Source organism: Kocuria marina (assembly GCA_014652975.1).
Lineage (GTDB): Bacteria > Actinomycetota > Actinomycetes > Actinomycetales > Micrococcaceae > Kocuria > Kocuria marina.
Genome location: BMZV01000009.1, coordinates 12,196 through 30,186 on the forward strand (window position 1 = coordinate 12,196; position 17,991 = coordinate 30,186).

Sequence of the window (17,991 nt, forward strand, 5' to 3'; positions counted from 1 at the left end):
CTCGCGGGACGACTGCGCCACCGGCAGCGCCCCGCCCAGCGAGCGCACCAGTCCCACCGAGTATGCCTGCCCCGCCGAGGGCGCTTGTCCCGTCAGGGGTGCCGTGGGAAGATTCGTGACCCGTTGCCATGCCTCCACTGTGCTCGCGCGAACACCCGTCGGGTAGTCGTGATCTGAGCATCGGGTCATACACTGCTGATATGGCCGAGGTCGATCTCTCCCTGCTGCGCGTGATCGTGGCCGTCATGGACCACCACTCCATGGGCGCGACCGCCCGCGCGCTGGACATGGCCCAGCCCAATGTCTCACGCGCCGTGGCCCGCGCCGAGCGGATGTGGCGGCTGCGCCTGCTGGACCGCTCACCCACCGGGTCCAGACCCACCCCCGAGGGCCGCGCCGTGGCCGAGCGCGCCCGCAGGGTCCTCGCGGAGTACGACGGGTTCACGACCGAGATCGAGAAACTGCGCCTCGAGTGGACCCAGCACGTGAAGGTCGCGGCATCCGTGACCGTGGCCGAGTACCTGGCCCCCACCTGGTTGTCCCGGTTGCGGGACTCCCACCCGGGGCTGGAGCTGCAGTTGTTCGCGTGCAACTCCGCGGAAGTCATGCGTCGCACGCGCCGGGGCGTGGTGGACGTGGGCTTCGTGGAGAGCCCGGATCCCGCGGAGGGGCTGCGAGAAACGGTGGTCGCTCGGGACCGACTGGAGGTCGTGGTGGCCCCGCTCCACCCGTGGGGTCAGCGCACCGAGCCCTTGACGGCTGCGGAACTCGCGGCCACCCCGCTGGTCATGCGTGAAGAAGGATCGGGAACGCGACGCACACTGCTCGCCGCGCTCGCGCCCCTCGTCCCGGTGCCCCCGGCCATGGAGCTCAGCTCCAACGCGGCGGTCCTCGGTGCCGTGCGGGCCGGGGTGGGCCCAGCGGTGCTCAGCGCGCTCGCCGTCGCCGCGGAGGTCGAGCGCGAGAACCTGGTGCGCGTGCCCGTGTTCGGCGGCGTGCTGGACCGTGATCTGCGCGCGGTGTGGCGCGCGGGTCTGGACACGGACGGCGCCGCATGGCACCTCGTGGAACTCGCGGCGCACGCGCACCGCGCCACCCCGTTCAGCCCAGATCGCACTGCGCGAGCGCGGCCAGCAGATCCTTGGCCCGGCGGTCCACGTTCTCGCTGAGCATCTCGTTGGTGTGGAACGAGAAACCGATCCGCGCGTCCGGCCAGACCCCGTGCAGGCAGCCGCCCGCGCCGGAGTGACCGTAGGCCCGCTCCACTGGGCCGTACGTGCACAGGGGGTCCTGCACCTCAAACCCCAGCCCGAACGCCACGGGCCGGTCGTTCACCGCGTCCCTGCCGTGGGACCACGTGCGCGTGAACATCTCGAGGGTCGCCGGTGACACGAGTTCACCCGATGCTACGATCGAGTAGAACCGCGCAATCGCATCCGCACCGGCGATCCCGCCTCCCGAGACCAGTCCGCTGGCGTGGAACGCGCGGGAATTGGCGGGCAGTTCCTCCCCGAGCAGTGCGTTGCCGTACATCCGCTCCACGATGGCGCGCCTTTGCGGATCCTCCAGGAACGTGCTGATCGCGTACCCGGGGGCGCGGAACACGGGAGCCACCCGGTCCTCGAGCTCGGCGGACAGTCCCAGGTACAGCTCGAGCCCGTGGGGCCGGGCCACGTGCTCGCGCAGCAGCTGTCCGGCGCGGTAACCCGTGACCCGCACGAGCAACTCCTCGACCATGTGCCCGAACGTCACCGCGTGATACGCCACCTTGCTCCCCGGCTCCCACAGGGGCTCCTGCCGCGCGAGCACCGCCGCATGCGCGGAGGCGTCCAGCATCCCGGCGGGAGGTTCCGGATCCGTGTACACGAGTCCCACGGTGTGATCGAGGACCTGCGCCACGCTCACATGCTCCTTGCCGCGGGCCGCGAACTCGGGCCAGTAGCGCGCCACGGGCTCGTTCACATCCAGCAGCCCTCGGTCCACCGCCATGGCCACGAGGGTTGCGGAGACCCCCTTGGTCCCCGAGAACATCACGGCCAGGGTGTGCTCGTCCCACGGCCGCTCGACCGCGTCCCCCGGGGAAGACCGGCGGTCGAACGATCCCCCCGTGCAGCCGGATGAGCGGGCGCCCGTCCCGGTACACGCAGAAGGACATCCCTCCGTGTGCGCGGGACAGGTGCTCTTCGAAGGTCTCACGCACCCGGCTCACGGCGGGGCCGCGCAGGTTCGTGTGCGCCGTCGTCAGCTCGGCCCGGCTTCGGACGGTCATCGTCCCACCTCAGCCCGCGCTCTCGAGGGTGGGTACGTGCTCGAGCAGGGACCGCGTGTACTCGTGCCGAGGGTCGCGCAGCACGGTGTCCGTGGGCCCGTACTCCACGAGCTTCCCGTGCTCGAGCACCGCGAGCCGGTGCGAGATGTGCCGCGCCAGGGCGATGTTGTGGGTCACGAACAGCATGGCCAGCCCGCGCTCGTGCTGCAGCTCGCGCAGCAGCTCGATCACCGAGGCCTGCACGGAGACGTCCAGCGCGGAGGTGATCTCGTCGCACACCAGCACGGACGGGGCGTTCACCAGGGCGCGAGCCACGGCGGCGCGCTGCCGTTCACCACCGGAGAGCTCTCCTGGACGGCGGTCGATGTAGCTGCGCCCCAGCCGCACCGCGTCCAGCGCGTCCGCCACCGCCGCCCGGCGCTGCCCCCGGTTCATCCCGCCACCCAGCTGCAGCGGCACCTGCAGCGAGTCGCCGATGCTGCGCCGCGGGTTCAGGGACGAGAACGGAGACTGGAAGACGTACTGGATCCGGCGGCGCTGCTTGTTGCTGCGCCGCCGCGTGCTGGGCGCAAGCACCTCGCCGTCCAGCAGCACGTCTCCCGTGTAGTCGTCGTTGAGACCCGCCACGCTGCGGGACAGGGTGGTCTTGCCGGACCCGGACTCACCCAGCAGCATCGTGGTCTGTCCGGCCTCCAGCTCCAGGTTGATGCCGTCCAGGATCACCGCCTGCCCGTAGGCCATGCGCAGGTCCCGCAACCGCACGACCGGTTCGTGCTCCTGCCCGGGCACGACGACGCCGCCCGCGCCCCGCTCCCGCGTCACCGCACGTGCGGTCGGGGCTGGGACCTCCCCGGCAGCAGCATCCTGCTCAGAAGGTGCCGAGCCAGGGTCCGACGTGTCGGCGCAGGGCGTGGCCGTGGTGTTGTCTGCGGTGAAGTGGGTGGCCGCGGAACGGCCGTCGTCCCACGGTGCCCGCACGGAGGCGAGGGGGCTGACAGCGGGTCCGCCGCCCATGTCCCGGGCACCCTGCATGTCTGGAACGGCGCTGAGCAGCGAACGCGTGTACGCGTGCTGCGGGTGGCGCAGCATCTGTTCCGCGGGACCGTCCTCCACAATCCGCCCGTGCAGCATGACGGCGACGTCGTTGGCGACCTGCGCAACCACGGCGAGGTCGTGGGTGATGTAGAGCCCGGCGACGTCGTGCTTGGTGGTCAGCTGGTAGATGGTCTTGAGCACGACGTCCTGGGTGGCCACGTCCAGACCGGTGGTGGGCTCGTCCAGGATGATGACCGCGGGGCGGCACGCGAACGCCATGGCGATGCCGATGCGCTGCTGCTGCCCGCCGGAGAGCTGGTGCGGGAAGCGGCGCTGGTACGCGCTGTCGCTGGGCAGACCTACCTCGCTGAGGACCTCGGCCACGCGGGCGTCGCGTTCGGGGGCGTTGCGGCCGAACTCGTGGGCGCGCAACACCTCCGCGATCTGCTCCCCCACGCGCAGCGACCCGTTCAGGGACAGCGCCGGGTCCTGTGGCACGTAGGCGATAGTGCCACCGCGCAGCTGCCGCATCTGCTTCTCGGAGAGCGTCAGCAGGTCCACGGCCTTGCGGTGGAACCGGGACGCTCCCTCCTGCAGCTCCACGGTGCCGCCGCGCAGCTCCAGCCCAGAGCGCAGGTGGTTCATGCACGCGAGCGCCGCTGTGGTCTTGCCGGACCCGGATTCCCCCACGAGGGCGAGGATCCGCCCGGGGCGCAGCCGGAAACCGACGTCGTCCAGGATCAGCCCGCCGTCCACGACACCCAGGCTCAGGTGCTCCACCGCGATCGCGGTCTCCACCGTGGCCCTCGGAACGACGGACGCGCGGCCCTCCACGCGGGCCCTCTGCTCTGACTTCCTCATCACGACCTCTTCTCCCCGGTGTCCCCGACATCTGCGGCGCCCGCGGCGTCTGCGCTGCTCGAGCGGCCTGCCCGGCCCGTACCTCCTGCGCTGCCCGTGCCGCCCGCGGGACTCTCAGCACCGTTCGACGCCGCCTGCTCGGCCGCTCTCCTCCGGGAACGCCGCGGTCCCGTGGAGGCGACCCGCCCCGCCGAGGCGCCGGCCACGGCGTCGGCAATGAGGTTGGTGCCCACCGTGAGCACCGCGATCGCGAGCACGGGAAGGATCACGCCCCAGGGCTGCAGGGACAGGGCGATCCGGTTCTCGTTGATCATCAGACCCCAGTCCGGGGTGGGCGGCTGCATGCCGAGACCCAGGAAGGACAGCGAGGCCACCGCACCGATCGAGTAGGTCAGGCGCAGCCCCACCTCCACCATGAGCGGGCCCATGATGTTGGGGACCACGTCCCGGGTCAGGATCTTCCACTGCGGCACGGCATACATCTGGGAGGCGAGCACGTAGTCCTCGGCCACCACCCCGGCGGTGGCAGCGCGGATCACGCGGGCCACGCGCGGTGCGTGGGTCACGCCGATCACGAGCACGAGCACCCACCCCTGCGGACCCAGCACTGTCACGGCCAGCAGGGCGAACACGAGCTGCGGGATGGCCAGCAGCACGTCCCCGCAGCGCATGATCAGCGCATCCAGCCAGCCCCCGCGGAACGCGGCGAGCATGCCCAGCACGGCACCCAGCCCCACGCCCAGCACGGTGGCCAGCGCCGAGTACAACAGCAGCCGCCAGCCGCCGGCCAGGAAGCGGGAGAGCACGTCACGGCCCAGGTTGTCGGTGCCGAAGACGCCGCCCTGGAACGGTTTGCCCGCGAACGAGTTGGGGGTGTGCCCGGTCCACGCCGGTACCACGAAGGGCCCCAGCACGGCCAGCACGAGCACGATCCCGGTGAGCACGAAGCCCAGCTTCGCAACGGGCTGCGAGAGCACGCGCCGCGCAAAGGACGCCGGCCGGGCGTCCCCCCGGGACTCGGAGTGGTCGAAGTCCGGGGCCGTTCCGGCGTCCCCCGAGCCGGTGGCGGCGCCGAGGCCGCCCCCGGCGCCGAGGCCGCCCCCGGCGCCGTCGCCTGCTGCGAGGGCGTCCTCGGCCACGACGACGTCGCTCGCCGCCGAAGTGCCCCGGGTCTGCCGGGGCGGGTGGCTCGTCCTGTCCTGCGCGCTCATGAGTGGGACTCCGTCCGCAGCTTGGGGTTGGCGAGGATCCCGATCACGTCCGCGATCAGGTTCACGACCACGTAGAACGCGGCGATGATCATGGACAGCGCCTGGACCACCTGCACGTCACGGGTGTTCACGGCATCGACCATGGCCTGGCCGAGTCCGGGATAGCGGAAGAGGAACTCGACCACCACAATGCCCCCGGCGAGCCACGCGAGCTGCATGGCCACCACCTGGGCCACGGGCCCTACGGCGTGCGGGAGGGCATGTTTGAAGATCACCTGGCGTTCGGGCAGCCCCTTGAGCCGGGCCATCTCCACGTACCCGGAGTCCAGAACGTCCGCCATGGTGGTGCGGGTCATGCGGATCATGTAGGGCACCACCACCAGGATCAGGGTCAGGGTGGGCAGGATCAGTTGTAGCGGGTAGTCCCACACACGCGTGCCCGGCGCGGCCATCGTGACCGAGGGCAGCAAGCGGAACACGGTCGTGGACAACAGCGTGGTCAGCGCCACGCCGATCACGAACTCGGGCAGCGCCGCCAGCACGAGCGAGAGGCCGGTGAGCGCCTGGTCCGAGGCGCGGCTCTGGCGCATGGCGGACCATGTGCCGAGCAGCAGGCCCACGGGGATCGCGATCACGGCTGCGATCACCATCAGCACCAGGGAGGCGGACACCTTGCTGGCCAGCAGGGCGTTCACGGAGCCGCCCGTGGCCGCGGAGGTTCCCAGGTTTCCCACGAACAGCCCGCCCAGCCACGTGAGGTAGCGGACGTACCAGGGATCGTTGAGCTGCAGCTGCTCGCGCAACGCGGCCAGCCGTTCCGGGGTGGCCTGCTGCCCGAGGATTGCCTGGGCCGGATCGCCCGGGAGCAGGAGGGTGAACACGAACACCAGCAGGGACACCGCCAGCAGCACGAAGACGGAGACCCCCAGCCGTTTCAGGATCATGGCGGTCACACGATCACTTCCCTTCCTGGTCGATCCACAGGTGGCGCATGTGGAACCCGCACACGGGCATGCCGATGCGGTGGCCGAAGCCACCGCCCACGTAGTTCTGGTAGGCGTCCGCCTGGTTGAAGAACCCCCACGCGATGTATCCGCCCCGGTCGTGGAGCACCTTCTGCGCGTCCTGGATGAGCTGGTTGCGCTGCTTCTCGTCCATCGTGGCTCGGGCCTTCTTGTACAGGGCCCGGAACTCCGGGTCCGCCTCGTGGGTCTCGTTGAACGGGGCTCCCGGAACGGTGCCCTGCGCTGTCTGGGACAGGAAGTTGCGGGTGTACCAGAAGTCCTGCGAGAAGGGGTACTTCAAGTACCCGTCCCCGAAGAACGTGGTGCTGTCCACGCGGCGCAGCTTCACGGTGATCCCAGCCTCGGCCGCCTGCTCCGCGAAGACCTGGGCGGCCTCCACGGCGCCCGACTGGATGGGGGCGGTGACCAGCTCGACCTCCAGACCGTCGGGATGGCCCGCCTCCGCCAGGAGCTTCTTCGCCTTCGCGATGTCCCGCGTTCGCTGCGGCAGCGTGGGCGTGCCGGAGTCGAACGGCGAGTACATGTCGTTGCCCACCGAGCCGTGGCCGGAGAAGACCTGCTCCACCATCTGCCCGCGGTCCACCACCAGCCGGAATGCCTCGCGCACCCGGGCGTCGTCGAACGGGGCGGTGTCCACGCGCATGGTGAACGGCAGCCAGTTGCCCGTCTCGGAGAGCACCGTGTGCAACCGCGGGTCCGTGTTGACCACGTCCACCAGAGCCAGCGGCAGCTGACCCACCACGTCCACCTGGGTGGAGAGCAGCGCGTTGACCAGTGCGTCCTGGTCGTTGAAGTTCAGCAGATGGACCTCGTCCACGTAGGGCGGTTCGCTCCAGTAGTCCGGGTTGCGTTTGAGCACGGTCACCTGGCCGGGCTCGAACGAGCCGAGGGTGAACGGCCCGGTGCCCACGGGCTTGGCGGGATCGTAGTCCGCGGGCACGATCCCCATCGAGTTCTGGGCGATCGAGTCCACCAGGGACGCGTCCGGTTCCTTCAGCTCGAACCGCACCGTCCGCTCGTCCACCGCCACGGTGCGCTCGAGCAGAGCGAGAGCGGAGGCACCTGTCTTGGGGTCGTCGGGGTCGGTGATCCGCTCGAACGTGGCCACCACATCCTGGGGCGTGAGGGGCCTGCCGTCGTGGAAGCGCACGCCCTCCCGCAGCCGGAACACCCACTCGCGCCCGCCCTTGCGGGGCTCTGCGGATTCCGCCAGGCCGGGGACCAGTTTGTAGTCGGGGTCGAACTCGTAGAGCCGGTCGTACAGCCCCATCACGCGCCCACCGTCCGCGGTGACCACGGGTGCGTGGGCGTCCAGGCTGTCGGACGCGCCGCCCCCGGTCATTCCGACCCGCAGAGTGCCTCCACGCTGCGGTTCACCCGTGGCCCGGGCCGTCCCCGCTCCGGGCTGGCTTCCACTGCCGCACCCGGCGAGGGCCAACGACGCCACAGCGGCGCCCAGGCCCATGAAACCCCTCCGGGACACCGCCGAGCGCAGCACGGCACCCACGGCGGGGGACGCTGCGACCTCGTGCGGGGCCGCAGCGCGGCCGGGGGCAGCCCTACGTTCGGGTGGCTGGATAGGGGGTGGCAGTGGATTCATGGTTCCTCGCAGGCGGCGTGGTCGCGGGCATGGTCGTCGTGCGCAGAGGCAGCGACGCAGAGCGGCGGAAGGGGAGGGCGCGGCAGCCCACGGAGGGAGTGCCGAGCGGCGCAGAGCCAGCTACGGGATCTTGCTGAGGCGCGCGGCCACCACGCGGTGTCTCCGCACGGGCGTCTGAGCGGTGAGCCGACGACGGTAGATCTCGGGCTGCGAACGGCGTGCACCGCCGCGGCGGGAGGGCTTCCGAGTCCCGCCCAGACGGCTACCGGCGGGAAGGACGAGGTCAGGGCTCTGGCGCATGCAGTGCACGTGGCCTCCCTGGTCTCGTCGGAGCGGGTCTCGCGGCGCACGGGGTGCTTGCCAGCCCGCTCGTGGCCTCGATCACGTTCCACGCTACCGTGTTGGGGCACCGAACGAGTGAAGCGTGGCACCTTGACGAAGCGCGTCGAACGCTCTTCGCCCTGCGCCGGGGTGGTCACGGGTCGCAGCGGCCAGGCGCATCCACGCCGCACGGGACCGCGCCCGCGTCAGCGCTGGGCATCAGTCCTGGGGATCAGGCGGCCATTGTCCCCGGCGGAGGAGCACGTCCCGGAGCAGGTCCGCGCGATCGGTGATCAGCCCGTCCACCCCGAGGTCGAGCAGCCGGTCCATGTCCGCGGGGTCGTTGACGGTCCACACCTGCACGCGCAGACCCTCCCGGTGGGCAAGGTCCAGGAACTGCCGCGTCACGATCCGCACGGTCACCCGCCGCCCCAGGGGCAGCTCCACGGTGTGCCGCTCTGGCAACTGCAGCGTGTCGAAGGGTGCGACCACGCGGGACCACGCTGCCCGGTGGGCCGCCCACAGCGCGTGCGCGACCCGCGGCGAGACCTTGTCGGTGAGGGGCGCGACCGCGGCGACGGCGAGGAACCCCGCTGTGCCGAGCGTTCCCGCGGAGGTCTTGGCGCGCCGCCCGGTAAGCCGGGTGATCCCTGCGAGCGCGCGGCGTCGTCGTGATTCGGAGAAGGACGTGACGCGCAACCGGTGCGCGGCGTGCTCGCGCGCGACGACCCCGGGCAGTGCGGCGACGGACGCCTCGTCCTTGACGTCGATGTTCAGGCACGCCTCGGGCAGCGCCCGCAAGAGCTCGGTGAGCGTGGGGATCTCCTCGGTGCCGCCGATGCGCAGTTCACGCAGTTGCTCCCACGTGAGGTCGTTGACGTTGCCGCTCGTGCCCGTGACGCGCTCCAGCGTGGGGTCGTGGAAGGCCACGACCACGCCGTCCAGGGTCGTGTGCACGTCCGTCTCGAGCCACACGAAACCGAGCTCCGCGGCGGCCCGGAACGCGGCCAGCGTGTTCTCGTGACCGTCCGGGGAGAACCCACGGTGGGCGAGCGCGGCGGGGTGCCGCCGTGCACCGGGGTCCTGGCGGGCGGCCGGAACGGAACGGGACGACTCAGACACGGCGACCCTCCCGGGCCACGGGAACGATGTGCTCGTGCTCCAGGTAGGCCTCGATCACCTGCGCTACGCCGTCCTCGGTGAACGCCGGTGCGGTGCGTCCTACCGTGGCGACCACGTGCGGGTGCCCGTCCGCCATGGCGTAGCCGCGCTCGGCCCACGTGAGCATCTCGAGGTCGTTGGGCATGTCTCCGAAGGCCATGACCTCCCGGTGGGAGATGCCGTGCTCCGCGGCGAAGTGTTCGAGCGTGCGGGCCTTGGTGAGCCCGCGCTGCCCCATTTCCACGAGGGGTGCGGCGGCCACCGAATGCGTCACGGACAACCGCCCCGCCACGATCTCGCGGACGTGCTCGAAGTACCGATTGGGATCGGCGCCGTCCAGCTTGGCCAACAGCTTGACCACCTCGGTGCCGGGCGCGAGCGACTCCTTCACGGGCGCTTCGGTGATGTGGCGGATCTCCATACGGTCCGTACGGGACCACCCGTGATCCGTGTAGACGCGCTCCAGGGTCTCCGCGGCGAACAGAGAATCCGGGAACTCGCGGGCCACGTCCGCCATGACGGGCAGGGCCTCGCTCACGTCGAACAGGCTCGCCTCTAGGACACGCTCCGCGCCGGGATCGTAGATTACCGCCCCGTTGGAGCAGATCACGACCCCCACGTCATCGAGTTGTTCGTGCAGGGGGTCCAACCACCGCATGGGGCGCCCGGTCACGAAGACCACGTGAATCCCGGCATCCCGCGCGGCGGTGATCGCGGCGACAGTGCGCGGCCGGAACCGGAAGTCACGGCCCAGCACTGTCCCGTCCAGGTCACTCGCGATGAGCCGGACGGGTGGCTGGTCCGCGGCGTGTTCCGGCGCCACGGGCTACTTCACTTCGTAGACGGGCGTGAGGAACGCGCGTCCCAGGGCGTGCGAGAACAGGTTGAAGTTGACCACTGCGGGGCTCGCGGACTCGTTCACCTCGAGCTCGGGGACGTCCACGGCCGTGACGCAGACGATGTAGCGGTGCGGGCCGTGGCCCTCGGGGGGTGCGGCGCCCAGGTATTCGTCCGTGCCGCCGTCGTTGCGGTGCTTCACGGCTCCCTCGGGCGGGTTCGACGCCGCCCCGGTCGCCAGTTCGGTGACGTCCGCCGGAATGTTGGACAGGCACCAGTGCCAGAACCCGCTGGGGGTGGGGGCATCCGGGTCGAACATCGTGACCACGTAGGAACGGGTGCGCTCCGGGGCACCGCTCCACGACAGCTGCGGGGAGACGTCCTCTCCCCCGGCGCCCATGATCCCGGAGGCCTGGGGCGTGTTCATGCTCTCGCCCTCGGCCACGTCCGTGGACGTCACTGTGAACGTGGGCAGTTCGGGCAGATCGGCGTAGGGGTGACGGTCGTACATGGGAGCGTTCCTTTCCTCGTTACGGTCATGACACAGCTGGGGGCCTCGCACGGCCACGGGAAAGCGGCGGATCAGGCGTGGTCGATCAGGTCCGCGCGCGTGGGCAGATCCGCGCCGGAGCGCGAGACCGTGACCCCGGCGGCGGCCGCGGCGTGGCGCAACAACTCCGTGAGTTGCGCGCTGTCCAACTCGTCGAGGGCGCTCGCCGCAGTGGGGCCCAGGATGTTCCGGTCCGCGAGTCCCGAGAGCAGGGCCGCCATGAAGGAGTCACCCGCGCCCACGGTGTCCGCGACGGTGACCCGGGCGGCGGGGACCTCCACGCCATCGCGTCCGGTGCCGCGACTGACAGCCCACGGCCCCATGACCCCGCGGGTCACGACCACAAGCCGTGCTCCGGCCTTGAGCCACGCACGCGCGGAGTCCTCGATGCTGCGGTGCGGGTAGAGCCACAACAGGTCCTCGTCGGAGGCCTTGATCACGTGGGACAGCGCCACGATCTTCTCCGCGCGGGCGCGCGCGTCCGAGGAGTCCGGGATGATGGACGGGCGGCAATTGGGGTCGTAGGAGATCAATGCGTGGCCGCGAGCGCGTTCGAGTGCCTGGCCCACCACGGTGGCGCCGGGTTCCAGCATGGCCCCGATGGATCCGGTGTGCAGGGCGTCGGTGTCCCGCAGGAGCTCGTCGATCCGCTCCGGGGAGACGTCCAGGGACCAGTCGAGTTGGAAGTCGTAGCTCGCGGCACCGGTCTCATCCAGGGTCGCCTGGGCCACGGAGGTGGGCAGGGCGTCCGCGTCGAACGGCAACCGCACCCCGTTGCCCGTGAGGTGATCGGCCACCTGACGGCCGTACTCGTCCCGGCCGTAGCGGCCCAGGAACTGGACGTCGTGACCCAGCCGGGCCAGTCCCACGGCCACGTTCATGGGGCTGCCACCCACGTGGGCCCGGGGTTCTTCACCCTCGCGGGACACCACGTCCACGAGGGCCTCACCGATCACCGTCAACATGACCCCACGTTAGCAAAGCGTGCGGAGAGTCACCGGGGTTGTCACGACGCCGCACGGGCGGGAGAAGACCCCCGCGCACCGTAAACTTGGGGCCACGACGAGCAGCGCCGCTCCCGCGCGCGCCATCACTCGAGTCAGCGCACCGCCGCGCGACCCCCAACACGGCCCTCACGACGACGTCCGGGCCGAGGAAGAAGGATGCTCATGAGCGCCACGTGGTCCGAACGAGAAGCCCTTGCCGAGCAGCTGGTCCCCCTGGTGGGTCAGCTGCACCGCGGCAACAAGGTGGTCACCACGGTGTTCGGCCGTTCCCTGGTCCACAAGTCCGTCACGGAGATCATCAAGGTCCACCGCTTCACGCGCCGCATCCTGGGCGAGGAAATGCCCATCGACAAGACCCTCGAGATCGTCCACGCGCTGGGCGAGCTCAACCTCGGCGTGTGCAACGTGGACGTGGCCAAGCTCTACCAGGGCTACACCGTGGCCGGCAGCGGTGACCTGCAGGCGTACCTGCGCGAGGCCCTTGCTCCCGCCGTGGACCAGCGCGGGCGCAACGAACCCGGGTCCCGCGACGTCGTGCTCTACGGCTTCGGGCGCATCGGGCGCCTGCTCGCGCGCATCCTGCTCAACCGCAACGACGGCACCGGGCTGAACCTGCGCGCCGTGGTGGTGCGCCGCAAGCCCGGCAACGACCTCGTCAAGCGCGCCTCGCTGCTGCGCCGCGACTCGGTGCACGGCCCCTTCAACGGGACCATTACCGTGGACGAGGACAAGAACGTGATCACCGCCAACGGTGTGCCGATCCAATTCATCTACGCCAACTCCCCGGCGGAGATCGACTATACCGAGTACGGGATCGACAACGCCCTGGTCGTGGACAACACCGGCGTGTGGCGTGACGAGGAAGGCCTCTCTCAGCACCTGCAGTCCAAGGGTGTGGGCAAGGTCCTGCTGACGGCCCCCGGTAAGGGCGACATGAAGAACATCGTGTGCGGCGTGAACGACAAGGACATCTCCCCGGAGGACACCATCCTCTCCGCGGCGTCCTGCACCACGAACGCCATCACACCCGTGATCAAGGTCCTCAACGACGAGTACGGGATCATCCAGGGTCACGTGGAGACCGTGCACTCCTACACCAACGACCAGAACCTGATCGACAACTGGCACAAGGGTGACCGCCGCGGCCGTTCCGCCGCCCTGAACATGGTCATCACCGAGACCGGTGCCGCCAAGGCGGTGGCCAAGGCGCTGCCCGTGATGAAGGGCAAGCTCACCGGTAACGCGATCCGCGTCCCCACCCCGGACGTGTCCATGGCGATCCTCAACCTGCAGTTGGAGAACGCCCCGGAGTCCAAGGACCAGATCAACGAGTTCCTCAAGGACATCTCGCTGAACTCGCCCCTGCGCAAGCAGATCGACTACGTGGACTCCCCGGACGTGGTCTCCACGGACCTCGTGGGCTCCCGCCGCGCCGGTGTGGTGGACGGGCTCGCGACCATCGTGAACAACAACTCCGTGGTGCTCTACGTCTGGTACGACAACGAGTTCGGTTACTCGTGCCAGGTGGTGCGCGTGATGGCCCGCATGGCGGACATCTCCATGCTCCAACTCCCGTAAGGGTCAGGTCCCGCGCGCCGCTGGTACGCTCGACGACGACGCCGCCCCGGCCACCTTCCGCGTGAAGGTCGCCGGGGCGGCGTCATTGCGCTCACGGGCGCCAGAATGCGGCGACCGCCCGGTACAGGGCGTACAGGTCCCCGGTGTGCACGAGCTCGCGTGCCGAGTGCATGGACAGCAGCCCCACGCCCACGTCCAGCGTGCGGATGCCCAGACGGGTCGCGGTGATGGGTCCGATGGTCGAGCCGCACGGCACGGTGTTGTTGGAGACGAACTCCTGGTAAGTCACTCCGGCCCGTTCGCACACCCGGGCCCATTCGGCCGCACCCGTGGCATCGGTCGTGTAGCGCTGCTGCGCGTTGATCTTGAGCAGGGGCCCTCCCCCGGGCTCGGGGGTGTTCACGGGATCGTGGTGACCCTGGTAATTGGGGTGCACCAGGTGCCCCGCGTCCGAGGACAAGCACACCGAGGCCGCGAGCGAGCGCCGGTATTCGTCCGTGGTCTCGCCCCGCGCGGCGCTGATGCGCACGAGCACGTCCTCGAGGAACGGGCCGGCGGCGCCCGAGCGGGTGGCCGAACCGACCTCCTCGTGGTCGAACGCGGCGAGCACGCTCACGTGCTCCGCGCTCTCGAGGTCGTGGGCGTGTTCCATCAGGGCACGCAGGCCCGCGAACACGGAGGTCAGGTTGTCCAGGCGGCCGCTCGCGAGCAGCGTGCGCTGCGCGCCGATGAGTTCCGGGGCCTGGGAGTCCGCGATGACGATGTCGTAGCCGAGAATGTCCGATGCCGTGATCGGTTCGGCCGACGCATCGCCGCCGGCCGGGGCACCCGGTGCACCTGTCACGGTCGTCCGGCGCGTTCCGCGCGACTCGTTCGCGGCATCCGCGAGCACGGTCAGGACGTCCGTGTCCTGGTCCTGTCCCACTCCCCACACGGGTTGCACGTGACGCTGCTTGTCGAGCGTGAGACCCTCGTTCGCGCTGCGGTCCAGGTGGATCGCCAACTGCGGGATCCGGGCCACGGGGCCGGTCGCGGTGAGGACCTGCCGGGTCCCGCCGTCACGGCCACGCACCACGAGCCGACCGGCGAAGCGCAGATCCCGGTCCAACCACGAGTTCAACAGGGGACCGCCGTAGATCTCCACACCCGCCTGGTACCACCGGTGCGTCACGGTGGTGGGTCGGGGCTTGAGCTTGAACCCCGGCGAATCGGTGTGAGCCCCCAGGATCCGGTACCCCGCACCCGGTGCGGCACCGGACGGGATCACCCACGCGATCAGGGCGCCGTCGCGCACGGTGTAGTAGCCGCCCGCGGACAGGTCCGACCACGGCCGGGTCTCGTCCAGGGCGGTGAACCCCGCGGCGTCGAGCGCGGCGGCAGCCGTGGCCACGGCGTGGAACGAGCTGGGCGAGGCCGTGATGCACTCACCCAGTGCACGCGCGAAGCCGGCCTCCGGAGTTCCGGGGCCGGGCTCCGGCGTTCCGTTGGCGGGGTCGGCCGGGGTAGTGGATTCGTGCGAGCTATCCGTCATGACGCCCAGTGTAGGTGGGGGCGACATCCCACTCGCCCGGGGTTGCGGGCGGCGGCGTTGCACCGGGCGAGGGAGGCGTCGCCGTACCGTGTGGGTCGGAACCGTTGGGCCGGGAAGTGCTCTCGCCCGAGGGCTCGCCCGGCACTGCGGGAGCGACGTCGTCCCCCGTGTGCGCGCCGTGAGCGGCGCGGGTGTCCAGCAGACCCACGTAGCGGCCCTGCCCGTCCCGCACGGAGTACGGACCGTACTGCGGCGGCAGGACCAGGTAGCGCTGCGTGGCCGGGTCCAGGACGTAGGCCGCCAGGCCCGAGGCGTCCTCGGCCAACCGAGAGGGCCGGTGGCCGAGCTCGGGAAGCCGGGCCGGTTGCGGGAGTGGCGGCAGGACGATCGTGCGAGTCACGGCCACGGACCGGTTGCGGCGCACGAGCCAGAACACGAGTGCCACGTAACCACCGTTGATCAGCGTCACCGCGATCAGGTCCGTGGGCGCCCCGGAGGTGTCGTTCATGTCCGTGAGCCCCACCATGGCCATGAGGGACACCGTCATGTTGTTCACGGCGTGCAGTGCGATCGCCGCTTCCAGACCACCGGTGCGCCACGTGATGATGCCCATGGCCACGGCCATGATCCCCACCGAGAGCTGCCCCCAGATGTCGTACGCGTGACCGAGCACGAACAGCGGCACCGGGAGCAGGATGGCCCACGCGGGGTGCTTGAGCCACCGGCCGATGGTCTGGGCCAGGTAGCCGCGGAACACGACCTCCTCCGCCGCGCACTGCAGGGGGACCACGAAGATCAGCAAGGCCATGAGCCACCAGAAACCGGGGGCCGGTTGCAAGGACACGGGCCTGCCGCCCGCGGCGAGTTCCAGGCCCACGGCGATCGCGTTGATCAGGGCGTAGATCGCGACCGCCGCCACGAAACACGTGAGCAGCCACTTCCACCGAATCCGCCCGGTCACGGAGAAGAGCAGCCCCAGGGGACGCGGGCCGAGCACCAGCCGGGCCAGCAGGGCGCTGGGGAGCATGAGGACCACGGAGCCGAAGAGGATGAAGAACACCACGGGGTCCAGCTGGTTCATGGCCAGCAGGTCCCCGTCGATCCGCTCCGGGGCCGCGAAGACCATGACGAGCAGGAATACGATGGTCAGAAGCAGGAGGACGGCCAGCAGGATGAGCCCCTCCACGAGCGGCATCCACCAGCGGTGGCGGGGGTCCGCGTGCGCCAAACGGTGGTAGAAGAGGCTACGGGTCCGTGGCGGATCCTGGACGGGGGGCGACGGACGGGACCACGGTGCGCTGGCGTGACTCATGACTCCACGGTAGCCGTCACGGGGGACGCTCAGGGCCCTCTGTGCAGGGTGCTGGCCGTGAATCCGGGGTGGCTCCGACGGGGAACCGGCGAATTCCGACCGCGGTATGAGATGCCAGCCCGGGGCGGATCCGCCCGATGGTACCGGAAGTCCCGGGTGGTCCGCCCCCCGGGGCGTTGACGACCGGGCTCGTGATCAGACGCCTCGATCCGGGCGGGTCAACGCCGGTAACGCTCCACGAACGCCCGTAGGATCCGCGGGGCCTGGTCCACGGCGGGACCGTTGACCACCCGGTCGATCACGGTGTCTGTGTCCTCCGGCCGGAAGTACCCCAGGTCCTTGTACGCGCGCACGCGGCTCACGAGCCCCTCGGGATCCAATTCGGGGTGGAACTGGGTGGCGTAAAGGTTGTTCTTGATCCGGTACATCTGCACGTGGCACGCGGTCCCGGTGGCGAGCAGCACCGCGTTGGGCGGCAGCACGCGGGTGCCCTCCTTGTGCCCCACGTACGCGCTGAACTCGCGGGGCAGTTGCACGAGTAGGGGATCCCGAGCCCCCTCGTCGGTCACGCTCACGGTGATGGGACCCACGTCCTCGTGGCACGACCGGTCCACCTTGGCCCCCTGGTGGATCCCCAGGGTGCCCACGCCGTAGCACGCGCCGAGGAACGGGAAGTCTCGGGCCACGACGTCGTCCAGCAGGGCGCTGATCCAGGTCTCAGCGACGCGCTGCGCCCTGGACTTCTCCTCCGGCGGGTCCGAGGAGTTGAACGGCGACCCGCCCACGATGATCCCGCTGTACCTGTCCAGGTCCAGCGCGGGCCACTCACCGGACTCCAGACGGATGCGTTCGAGTTGGTCCTCTTCGAGGCCCCCGAAGTGGGCCACGGCCCGGTATTCCTCGTCCGCGAGGACGTTGTCATCACGGGTGGCCAGCAGCACGAACGGTTTCATGGCTTACACCTATGCCACGGGGGCCTCGGGATGCAAACTGCCCGGGGACGAGGCCGCTTTCCGACGCTTCGATGACACCCGTGGAAGAGTCCGGCGGTTACTCGGAAGAAACGTGGTTCCACTCGGTGACTTACCCCGTGTGACCCAGTTCGCTGTTCCTAAATGAAATTTAGATTTCACATCACGAAATACCTGAGGATGGATCGTGGATTTAACCGAGTTCAACATCCTCGATCGTGAAGCCGCCGTCGCGGCCGTAGGACCGGCCCTGGACGTCCAGCGCTGGATCGAGGAACTCGTGTCCGGGCGCCCGTACGGGTCGAGGCCCCGCCGCGCTTCGTGCCCATCGCATCCATCGAGCACCTCCAGAATCACCTGCGGGAAGGTGACACCGTCAAGGATGGTAAGCTCGTGGACTCCGAGGGCAACGAGATCCCGTGCATTATCGCATCCGGTGAAGTGGTCCCGGCGCCCCTGGACTCCAAGAAGTCCGGGACCGCGGGCGAGCACTGATTTTCCGCCGCCAACCGTGTCCTCACGCGATGAGCGGAGGGGCGCGGTTCGCACATGTCCTTCACGTGCGGTGGCCGGACCCCCACCCGGGAACCGACAACCGCACGGTCAGAACTGCCCCGCCTCTCATGGCAGGAGAACAACACATGCAGCCTTCAAGCAATCACCACATTTTGAGTGGGTTGACGAATAATCTTCAGGACGCTGATGTTCAGGAGACGCAGGAG

The 17,991-nt window shown here is 69.9% G+C and carries 15 protein-coding genes; 3 read left to right on the forward strand and 12 right to left on the reverse strand.

Annotated features, from left to right (window positions below; translation table 11 throughout):
* Positions 1-200 precede the first annotated feature (200 nt).
* Positions 201-1,169 (forward strand): LysR family transcriptional regulator, encoded by a 969-nt coding sequence (locus IE157_RS12475; RefSeq protein WP_167318847.1) that lies wholly within the window; start codon positions 201-203, stop codon positions 1,167-1,169.
* Here IE157_RS12475 and IE157_RS12480 read toward each other — a convergent pair.
* From IE157_RS12480 to IE157_RS12520, 9 genes are all read right to left on the reverse strand, one after another.
* Positions 1,102-2,031 carry a serine hydrolase domain-containing protein gene (locus IE157_RS12480; protein WP_318281487.1) on the reverse strand — a complete coding sequence of 310 codons (930 nt, stop codon included), beginning with the start codon at positions 2,029-2,031 and terminating at the stop codon, positions 1,102-1,104. The genes IE157_RS12475 and IE157_RS12480 overlap by 68 nt on opposite strands.
* Before the next feature lie 247 nt (positions 2,032-2,278).
* On the reverse strand, positions 2,279-4,165 hold the full coding sequence (locus tag IE157_RS12485; protein WP_193520147.1) for an ABC transporter ATP-binding protein: 1,887 nt from the start codon (positions 4,163-4,165) through the stop codon (positions 2,279-2,281).
* Positions 4,165-5,376 carry an ABC transporter permease gene (locus IE157_RS12490; protein WP_231885659.1) on the reverse strand — a complete coding sequence of 404 codons (1,212 nt, stop codon included), beginning with the start codon at positions 5,374-5,376 and terminating at the stop codon, positions 4,165-4,167. The genes IE157_RS12485 and IE157_RS12490 overlap by 1 nt, the downstream gene beginning before the upstream one ends.
* Positions 5,373-6,329 carry an ABC transporter permease gene (locus tag IE157_RS12495; RefSeq protein ID WP_064847469.1) on the reverse strand — a complete coding sequence of 319 codons (957 nt, stop codon included), beginning with the start codon at positions 6,327-6,329 and terminating at the stop codon, positions 5,373-5,375. The genes IE157_RS12490 and IE157_RS12495 overlap by 4 nt, the downstream gene beginning before the upstream one ends.
* Before the next feature lie 4 nt (positions 6,330-6,333).
* The gene (locus tag IE157_RS12500; protein WP_193520141.1) at positions 6,334-7,743 is read right to left on the reverse strand and encodes an ABC transporter substrate-binding protein; all 1,410 of its coding nucleotides are present in this window, start codon (positions 7,741-7,743) and stop codon (positions 6,334-6,336) included.
* 798 nt (positions 7,744-8,541) lie between these two features.
* Positions 8,542-9,444 carry a glycerophosphodiester phosphodiesterase family protein gene (locus IE157_RS12505; protein ID WP_193520142.1) on the reverse strand — a complete coding sequence of 301 codons (903 nt, stop codon included), beginning with the start codon at positions 9,442-9,444 and terminating at the stop codon, positions 8,542-8,544.
* Positions 9,437-10,306: an HAD family hydrolase gene (locus tag IE157_RS12510; protein ID WP_064847467.1), complete on the reverse strand. Its 870-nt coding sequence runs from the start codon at positions 10,304-10,306 to the stop codon at positions 9,437-9,439. Before IE157_RS12510 ends, IE157_RS12505 begins: the two co-directional genes overlap by 8 nt.
* A gap of 3 nt (positions 10,307-10,309) precedes the next feature.
* Positions 10,310-10,831 (reverse strand): YbhB/YbcL family Raf kinase inhibitor-like protein, encoded by a 522-nt coding sequence (locus IE157_RS12515; protein ID WP_193520143.1) that lies wholly within the window; start codon positions 10,829-10,831, stop codon positions 10,310-10,312.
* Positions 10,832-10,902: 71 nt separating this feature from the next.
* Entirely contained in the window at positions 10,903-11,835 is a 933-nt protein-coding gene (locus tag IE157_RS12520) for a carbohydrate kinase family protein (RefSeq protein WP_193520144.1), read from the reverse strand.
* A 204-nt stretch (positions 11,836-12,039) separates the two neighbouring features.
* Between IE157_RS12520 and IE157_RS12525 the strand changes: the two genes are divergently transcribed.
* Complete coding sequence (locus IE157_RS12525; RefSeq protein WP_242670486.1) at positions 12,040-13,455, forward strand: glyceraldehyde-3-phosphate dehydrogenase; 1,416 nt, start codon at positions 12,040-12,042, stop codon at positions 13,453-13,455.
* Positions 13,456-13,546: 91 nt separating this feature from the next.
* Here the strand turns inward: IE157_RS12525 and IE157_RS12530 are convergent, their stop codons facing one another.
* The 3 genes from IE157_RS12530 to IE157_RS12540 all read right to left on the reverse strand — a co-directional run bounded on the left by IE157_RS12530 (position 13,547) and on the right by IE157_RS12540 (position 17,251).
* On the reverse strand, positions 13,547-14,986 hold the full coding sequence (locus tag IE157_RS12530; protein WP_193520145.1) for a M18 family aminopeptidase: 1,440 nt from the start codon (positions 14,984-14,986) through the stop codon (positions 13,547-13,549).
* Positions 14,976-16,298 carry a CPBP family intramembrane glutamic endopeptidase gene (locus IE157_RS12535; protein ID WP_193520146.1) on the reverse strand — a complete coding sequence of 441 codons (1,323 nt, stop codon included), beginning with the start codon at positions 16,296-16,298 and terminating at the stop codon, positions 14,976-14,978. The genes IE157_RS12530 and IE157_RS12535 overlap by 11 nt, the downstream gene beginning before the upstream one ends.
* A gap of 218 nt (positions 16,299-16,516) precedes the next feature.
* Positions 16,517-17,251 (reverse strand): glutamine amidotransferase, encoded by a 735-nt coding sequence (locus IE157_RS12540; protein WP_085108798.1) that lies wholly within the window; start codon positions 17,249-17,251, stop codon positions 16,517-16,519.
* A 339-nt stretch (positions 17,252-17,590) separates the two neighbouring features.
* Between IE157_RS12540 and IE157_RS12545 the strand changes: the two genes are divergently transcribed.
* Positions 17,591-17,764 carry a hypothetical protein gene (locus IE157_RS12545; protein WP_179861313.1) on the forward strand — a complete coding sequence of 58 codons (174 nt, stop codon included), beginning with the start codon at positions 17,591-17,593 and terminating at the stop codon, positions 17,762-17,764.
* The last annotated feature ends 227 nt before the right edge of the window (positions 17,765-17,991 follow it).

Excerpts from the sequence above, each read along its gene's own strand:
- IE157_RS12540 (WP_085108798.1), bottom strand. The coding sequence starts at position 17,251 with ATGAAACCGTTCGTGCTGCTGGCCACCCGTGATGACAACGTCCTCGCG.
- IE157_RS12490 (WP_231885659.1), bottom strand. The coding sequence starts at position 5,376 with ATGAGCGCGCAGGACAGGACGAGCCACCCGCCCCGGCAGACCCGGGGC.
- IE157_RS12525 (WP_242670486.1), top strand. The coding sequence starts at position 12,040 with ATGAGCGCCACGTGGTCCGAACGAGAAGCCCTTGCCGAGCAGCTGGTC.
- IE157_RS12515 (WP_193520143.1), bottom strand. The coding sequence starts at position 10,831 with ATGTACGACCGTCACCCCTACGCCGATCTGCCCGAACTGCCCACGTTC.
- IE157_RS12520 (WP_193520144.1), bottom strand. The coding sequence starts at position 11,835 with ATGTTGACGGTGATCGGTGAGGCCCTCGTGGACGTGGTGTCCCGCGAG.
- IE157_RS12535 (WP_193520146.1), bottom strand. The coding sequence starts at position 16,298 with ATGAGTCACGCCAGCGCACCGTGGTCCCGTCCGTCGCCCCCCGTCCAG.
- IE157_RS12480 (WP_318281487.1), bottom strand. The coding sequence starts at position 2,031 with ATGTTCTCGGGGACCAAGGGGGTCTCCGCAACCCTCGTGGCCATGGCG.
- IE157_RS12485 (WP_193520147.1), bottom strand. The coding sequence starts at position 4,165 with ATGAGGAAGTCAGAGCAGAGGGCCCGCGTGGAGGGCCGCGCGTCCGTC.
- IE157_RS12500 (WP_193520141.1), bottom strand. The coding sequence starts at position 7,743 with ATGACCGGGGGCGGCGCGTCCGACAGCCTGGACGCCCACGCACCCGTG.
- IE157_RS12475 (WP_167318847.1), top strand. The coding sequence starts at position 201 with ATGGCCGAGGTCGATCTCTCCCTGCTGCGCGTGATCGTGGCCGTCATG.
- IE157_RS12530 (WP_193520145.1), bottom strand. The coding sequence starts at position 14,986 with ATGACGGATAGCTCGCACGAATCCACTACCCCGGCCGACCCCGCCAAC.